The sequence below is a fragment of the Sphingomonas sp. AC449 genome, assembly GCF_979253475.1.
In genome coordinates this window covers 1-7,765 of record NZ_CEEDCZ010000022.1, presented here as the reverse complement: position 1 = coordinate 7,765, position 7,765 = coordinate 1, and the positions used below count along the sequence as shown (strand labels likewise).

General features: G+C 68.2%; 3 protein-coding genes. All 3 read left to right on the top strand.

The window, feature by feature from the left end; translation table 11 throughout:
* Positions 1–242: 242 nt before the first annotated feature.
* The 3 genes from recN to AC0CH3_RS17575 all read left to right on the top strand — a co-directional run bounded on the left by recN (position 243) and on the right by AC0CH3_RS17575 (position 7,605).
* Positions 243–1,907, top strand: coding sequence for a DNA repair protein RecN (gene recN, locus AC0CH3_RS17585; RefSeq protein ID WP_354303748.1), 1,665 nt, complete (start codon positions 243–245; stop codon positions 1,905–1,907).
* 40 nt (positions 1,908–1,947) lie between these two features.
* Positions 1,948–4,092 carry an NAD-dependent DNA ligase LigA gene (gene ligA, locus AC0CH3_RS17580; RefSeq protein ID WP_354303747.1) on the top strand — a complete coding sequence of 715 codons (2,145 nt, stop codon included), beginning with the start codon at positions 1,948–1,950 and terminating at the stop codon, positions 4,090–4,092.
* A gap of 213 nt (positions 4,093–4,305) precedes the next feature.
* The gene (locus AC0CH3_RS17575) at positions 4,306–7,605 is read left to right on the top strand and encodes a TonB-dependent receptor (protein ID WP_354303746.1); all 3,300 of its coding nucleotides are present in this window, start codon (positions 4,306–4,308) and stop codon (positions 7,603–7,605) included.
* The last annotated feature ends 160 nt before the right edge of the window (positions 7,606–7,765 follow it).

The following is a 7,765-nucleotide window of genomic DNA, read 5'->3' as shown; positions in this document are numbered from 1 at the left end:
CCACCCGTCATCCTGACGAAAGTCAGGATCCAGAGCCACAGACGCGCCCGCCCCCACCCGTCATCCTGACGAAAGTCAGGATCCAGAGCCGCAGACCGCAGCGCTCGTAACCCTGGATCCTGACTTTCGTCAGGATGACGTGGAGCGAGCATGACAATAGCGCCCCCGCCCACCACCCCCTGCAAACCAGACGGAACATTGGGGGATCATTTTCGCATCCGGATCGTCTAAGGGACGAACCGATGCTGACCGAACTCTCCATCCGCGACGTGGTATTGATCGAGGCGCTCGACCTGGGCTTCGGCCCGGGGCTCGGCGTGCTGACCGGCGAGACCGGCGCGGGCAAGTCGATCCTGCTCGACGCGCTCGGGCTCGCGCTCGGCGGCCGCGGCGACAGCGGGCTCGTCCGCCACGGCGCCGCGCAGGCGGTCGTCACCGCGACCTTCGATCCCCCTGCCCCCGGCACGCCGCTCACCGCGCTGCTCGACGAGAACGGGCTGACGATCGAGACGGGCGAACCGCTCATCATCCGCCGCATCGTCAAGGCCGATGGCGGCAGCCGCGGCTTCGTCAACGACCAGCCCGCCTCCGCCGGGCTACTGCGCGAAATGGCCCCGACGCTCGTCGAGATCCACGGCCAGCATGACGAACGAGGCCTGCTCAACCCGCGCGGCCACCGCGCGCTGCTCGACATCTTCGGCCGCACCGAACCCGCCGCGACGACGCGCGCCTGGACCGCATTGCGCGAAGCCGAGGATGCACTCGCCACCGCCCGCGCGGATATCGAGAGCGCCGCGCGCGATCGCGACTGGCTCGAACACACCGTCGCCGAACTCACCGCGCTCGGCGCCGAGCCGGGCGAGGAGGAGACGCTCGCCGACACCCGCCGCTCGATGCAGCGTGCGGAAAAGATCGCGGACGACCTGTCGGCGATCGACGACTATCTCGAAGGCTCCGACGGCGGGCTCGCCAAGCTGCGCCAGGCCGCGCGCGTGCTCGAACGGATCGCGGGCGACCATGTCGCGCTCGCCGACGCACTCGCCGCGGTCGACCGCGCGGTGATCGAGGGATCGGTCGCCGAGGAGCGGATGCGCGATGCCCGCATCGACCTCGCCTATGACCCGCGCAGCCTCGAGGACGACGAGGCGCGGCTGTTCGAGCTCCGCGCGATGGCACGCAAGCACCGCGTCCAGCCCGACGACCTTGCCGCGCTGACCGACGAGATGCGCGCGCGGCTCGAACGGCTCGACGCGGGCGAAGGCGGGATCGCGGTACTCGAGGCGACGCTCGCCAAGGCGCGCGCCGCGTACGACAAGGCCGCTGACGCGCTCTCCGCCCGCCGTGCCAAGGCGGCGCTGCGGCTCGACACCGCGGTCGCGGGCGAGCTCGCGCCGCTGAAACTCGACGCCGCCCGCTTCCGCACCGTCTGCGCCCCGCTCGGCGAGGACGGCTGGTCGGCCGCGGGCAAGGATCGTGTCGAGTTCGAAATTTCGACCAACCCCGGCGCGCCGTTCGCGGGCCTCACCAAGATCGCCAGCGGCGGCGAATTGTCGCGCTTCATCCTCGCCTTGAAGGTTGCGCTCGCGGAGGAAGGCGGCGCGACGACGATGGTGTTCGACGAGATCGACCGCGGCGTCGGTGGCGCGGTCGCCAGCGCGATCGGCGAGCGACTCGCGCGCCTCGCGCAGAGCACGCAGCTGCTCGTCGTCACGCACAGCCCGCAGGTTGCGGCGCGCGGTGCCAAGCATTTGCTGATCGCCAAGAGCAACGACGGCACCGTCACGCGCACCGGCGTCCGCGCGCTCGACGAGGCCGAGCGCCGCGAGGAGATCGCGCGCATGCTCTCGGGTGCGACGATCACCGACGAGGCGCGCGCGCAGGCCGAACGGCTGCTCGAAACCGCCTGACGCTCTTGCCGCGCGCGGGGCAGCTGCCTAACCCGCGATCATGACCGCGCTGCCCACGTCCGCCCTTCCCGCCACCGAAGCGGAGGCCGCCGCCGAGCTGGCGACGCTCGCCGAGCGCATCGCCTATCACAATGTGCGCTATCACACCGACGACGCGCCCGAGATCAGCGACGCGGACTATGACGCGCTGGTCCGCCGCAACACCGCGATCGAGGCCGCCTTCCCCGCGAGCATCCGCGCCGATTCGCCGAGCCGCAGCGTCGGCGCCGCACCCGCCGGGCATTTGTCGAAGGTCGCGCATGCCAAGCCGATGATGAGCCTCGACAACGCGTTTTCGGACGCGGAAGTCGAGGAGTTCGTCGGCCGCGTCCGCCGCTTCCTCAAGCTCGCCGACGATGCCCCCGTCGCGCTCACCGCCGAGCCCAAGATCGACGGCCTGTCCTGCTCGCTGCGCTACGAGGACGGCCGGCTGGTCCAGGCGCTCACCCGCGGCGACGGCCAGGTCGGCGAGGACGTCACCGCCAATGTCCGCACGATCGCCGACATCCCGCAGACGCTCGGCGGCGAGCCCCCCTTCCCCGCGGTCTTCGAGATCCGCGGCGAGGTGTACATGGCAAAGGCCGACTTCGCCGCACTCAACGCCCGCCTGCTCGCGGACGCCGCACAGACCGGTAAGGAGGCGCGCCAGTTCGCCAACCCGCGCAACGCCGCCGCGGGCTCGCTCCGCCAGAAGGACGCGGGCATCACCGCCGAGCGCACGTTGCGCTTTCTCGCGCATGGCTGGGGCGAGGCGAGCGCCGTCCCCGCGGAAACACAGTCCGCGATCGTCGACCAGTTCCGCGCCTGGGGCTTCGCGGTCGCCGACGCCTTCGCGCGCGTCGAGGATGAACAGGGCGCACTCGGCATCTACCGCGCGATCGAGGCCGCCCGCGCCGAGCTCCCCTTCGACATCGACGGCGTCGTGTACAAGGTCGACCGGCTCGACTGGCAGGCGCGACTCGGCCAGGTCGCACGCGCACCACGCTGGGCGATCGCGCACAAATTCCCCGCCGAGCGCGCGCAGACCACGCTCAACGCGATCGACATCCAGGTCGGGCGCACCGGCGCGCTGACCCCGGTCGCGCGGCTCGATCCCGTCACCGTCGGCGGCGTCGTCGTCACCAACGCGACCTTGCACAATTTCGACGAGATCGAGCGGCTCGGCGTCCGCGTCGGCGACCGCGTCCTCGTCCAGCGCGCGGGCGACGTCATCCCGCAGATCGTCGAGAGCCTGACCGCCGCCGAGGATCGCCCCGCCTATGTCTTCGACCGGCTCTGCCCCGAGTGCGGATCGGCTGCCGAGCGCGAGGAGGGCGAGGTCGTCTATCGCTGCACCGGCGGGCTGATCTGCCCTGCGCAGCGCGTCGAGCGGCTCATCCACTTCACCTCGCGCCACGCCTTCGACATTGGCGGGCTCGGCCAGACGCTGGTCGAGGCATTCTTCCGCGACGGGCTGATCGAATCGCCCGCCGACATCTTCCGCCTGACCGAGGAACAGCTCGTCGCGCGCAAGAAGGACGGCCGCGTCTGGGCGGCCAAGCTGATCGCCGCGATCGACGCGCGCCGCCAGATCGCGCTCGACCGCTTCCTCTTCTCGCTCGGCATCCGCCATGTCGGCGAGATCACCGCACGCGACCTCGCGCGCCGCTATCGCTCGGCCAAGGCGCTCGGCAGCATGCTGCGCCGCGCGGTGTTCCTCTACCACAGTATCACGCCCGTGATCGGCGAGCCCGAGCGCAAATATGTCCTGCGCCGCGACAAGCTGCTCGTCGGCGTGATCGAGACGGCGGGCGTCGGCCCCGAGGTCGCCAACGCGCTGATCGGCTTCTGCGCCGAGCCGCACAACCGCGCGGTCGTGTTCGACCTCCTCCGCGAGGTGACGCCGCTCGACGTCGTCCACGAGACGCGCGATTCGGACGTCACGGGCCAGACGCTCGTCTTCACCGGCAGCCTCGAGACGCTCAGCCGCGACGAGGCCAAGGCGCAGGCCGAGCTGCTCGGCGCGCGAGTCGCAGCGTCGGTCTCGGCCAAGACCGATCTCGTCATCGCCGGCCCCGGCGCGGGGTCGAAGCTCAAAAAGGCGACCGACCTCGGGATCCGCGTCATCACCGAGGCGGAATGGGCCGCGATCGTCGCCGCCGCCTGAGCGTCGCGCGTCACGCACTTGATCGAGATTGGTTCCATCCGCGCGTGATCCGCACGCGAGCGTGGCTTTTTTGCAACGTAATATGACGGAGTGCATCGCGTGCAACTCGCGACTCGCCAATGTCATGGAACCGAAATATTTGGGGCGCAGGGGCGCGGCTGACCGAACGACACGTCGCGGATCTCGAGCAAAAGCTCAAAGGGGACATTTCTAATGCGTAACAACCTTTTCCTGGGTGCGGCGGCGATTGCGCTGATCGCACCGATGGCCGCATCGGCACAGGAGACGACCGCCACGATCCGCGGCTCCGTTCAGTCCGCGGGCGCGCCCGTCGGTGCGGCAACCGTCACGATCACCCATGTCCCGTCGGGCTCGCGCTCGACCGCCACGACCGATGCGAACGGCACGTTCACGGCAACCGGTCTCCGGTCGGGTGGCCCCTTCACCGTCGACGTCACGTCGGCGCAGGGTAACAGCAGCGTCACCGACATCTACACCGTCATCGGCCAGCCCTTCGATCTCCCCATCGAACTCGCAGCGGGCGGCAATGCGGAGAGCGAAGAGATCGTCATCACCGCGTCGTCGATCCGTGGCGCCGGCACCTCGTCGGACGGCCCCCAGACGGTGCTCAGCGCGCGCGACATCGCCAAGGTCGCCTCGGTGAACCGCGACATCCGCGACATCCAGCGTCGCGACCCGTTCGCCACGCTCGATCTGTCGAACAACCGCGCCGTCAGCTTTGCTGGCAGCAACCCGCGCTTCAACCGCTTCTCGATCAACGGCGTCTCGGTCAGCGACAATTTCGGTCTGAACCCCGATGCCAGCCCGACCGCGCGCGGCCCGATCCCGTATGATGCGATCGCGCAGGTTTCGGTCTCGATCGCACCGTATGACTTCCGCCAGGGCAATTTCCAGGGCGGCGCGATCGACGCCACGCTCGCGTCCGGCACCAATGAATTCCACGGCACGGGCTTCTATTCGCAGAACACCGACGGGCTGTACGGCGAGCGGATCGGGTCGTTCAAGCGCCCCGCGACCAGCTTCAAGTCCGAGACCTACGGCGCGACGCTGTCGGGCCCGATCATCAAGGACAAGCTGTTCTTCATGGTCTCGGCCGAGCGCAACACCGAAGCGCGCCCGCTGACCGTGTCGTCGCCGTCGCAGGTGCCGTTCGGCACCGGCTTCCTGACCGAGGCGCAGGTGACCAACGTCGCCAACATCGCGCAGTCGGTCTATGGCTATGACGCCGGCCAGATCCTGACGATCGCGCAGCAGAAGGACGAGAAGATCGTCGGCAAGCTCGACTGGAACATCACCGATGGCCAGAAGCTCGCTCTGTCCTATGTCAACGCGTTCGACTCGTTCGTCGTCAGCGGCAGCAACTCCGTCAACAACGCGACCCCCGGCTTCTCGCTGGATTCGAACGGGTACAAACTCGGCGAATTGCTCCGTGCCGGCATCGCGCAGTTGAATTCGGACTGGAGCGACACCTTCTCGACCGAAATCCGCGGTACCTACAAGCGCTATACGCGTACGCGTGACCCGCTGCGTGGCAACGACTTCGCGCAGTTCCGCGTCTGCCTCGATCCGAATTCGGTCGGCAGCGCCGGCGGGCAGCTGACGTGCAGCACGGGCACCCCAATCATCACCTTCGGTCCCGACAGCGCCAGCCAGTCGAACACCTTCGCGACCGAGACGTTCGGCGGCTCTGCGCTGGCCAACGTCACGGCCGGTGACCACAGCATCCGCCTGCTCGGCGAATTCGCGCATGTCACGATCAACAACCTGTTCCTGCAGAACACCGCCGGTAACTATTATTTCGACTCGCTCGCCGACTTCCAGGCGCGCCGGGCGAACTCGGTCACCTATCAGGATGCGGTCTCGCTCAACACCGCCGATGCCGCCGCGGACTTCGGGTATCAGCAGTACACGTTCGGCGTGCAGGACAGCTGGCGCGTCAGCGACACGCTGAACCTGACCTATGGCGCGCGCTACGACCTGTACGACATGCAGAGCCGCGTTCCCGCCAACGCCAACTTCCAGAGCCGCGTCGGCTTCACGAACACCAAGACCTTCAAGGGTCTCGGCGCGTTCCAGCCGCGCATCAGCTTCGACTTCAAGACCCCCGTCTCGGGCCTGAAGCTGCGCGGCGGTGCGGGCGTGTTCGCGGGCGGCGCTCCTGACGTCTATCTGTCGAACAGCTTCTCGAACACCGGCGTCGTCACCAATCAGGTGAACGTGACGCGCACCGCCAGTGGCCTGTCGGGGTACAACCAGCCGCTCGCGGTTGGCGACGCCGCGCTCAACAACGTCAACGGTGCGGCCATCCCGGCGGCGCTGTCGGGCTTCCTGTCGACCAACACCGGATCGCTGTCGACCGCGCCGGTGAACGCGATCGCACCCGGCTTCGACCTCCCGTCGACGCTCAAGGCGACGCTGTCGGCGGATTACGACCTGTTCGGCATCCAGTTCGGCGCCGACTACATCTACTCGCAGGTCATCCAGCAGGTTCAGTTCAGCGACGCACGCTCGGTCGTTGTCGGGCGCCTGCCCGATGGTCGCCCGCGCTATGCCGCTCGGACCAGCGCCGGCGGGATCAGCTTCACCGATACGAACACCGACATCGTGCTCGGCAACACCGACCGTGGTCGTGGCCATGTGTTCGACGTCCGCGCCGCCAAGACGTTCGACTGGGGCCTGTCGCTCGGCGGCAGCTACACCTGGCAGGACGTGAAGGACGCGACGCCCGCCACCTCGTCGACCGCGCTGTCGAACTACGGCAACGGCGCGATGGTCGATCCGAACTTCGCCGCCTATGGCCGCTCGAACGACGAGACGCGTTGGGCGTTCAAGTATAATATCGGCTTCGATCACGCGTTCTTCGGCGACTATCGTACCGCGATCCAGCTGTTCGGCGAGACGCGTGCGGGCCGCAACTACAGCTTCACGATGATCGATCAGGCTTCGAACGGCACGACAGCGCGCAGCCCGGTGTTCGGCACGCTGTCGAACAACAACCGCTATCTGCTCTACGTACCGACCGGCGCCAATGATCCGCTCGTGAGCTACGACAATGCGAACACGCAGACGCAGCTCGAGGGCCTCATCAGCAACACCGAGCTGAACAAGTATCGCGGCCGGATCGCGGGTCGCAACATTGCCCGCAGCCGCGCCTTCACGCGCATCGATCTCCACCTCGAGCAGGAAATTCCGACCTTCATCGGCAGGTCGCGCGTGACGCTGTTCGGCGATATCGAGAACCTGCCGAACCTGCTCAACAGCAAGTGGGGCGGCCTGCGCCAGCTCGCCTTCCCGTCCACCGCGTCGGTCGTCACGGTCCAGTGCCTTGCCGTTGCGACCCCGACGGGTGCCACGGCTGTCCCCAACGCGAACGCGGGCCAGACCTGCGCCCAGTATCGCTACTCGTCGTTCCGCGAGCCTGCGACCGCCGTGTCGCCGGTGTTCAACGGATCGCTTTACCTGATCCGTCTCGGCGCGCGCTTCACCTTCTAAGCGTCGCGATGGCCTGACCGGTCATGAGGCCGCCGTTCCCCCGGGAACGGCGGCCTTTTCGTGTCCGCCCTCCACCAGCCCCCCCGGCGCAGCACCCCGCCCGCGAAAAACACCAATACCCCCAAGCCCTTTTGCGCGCGCCGCCGCCGCCGTGTAAGAC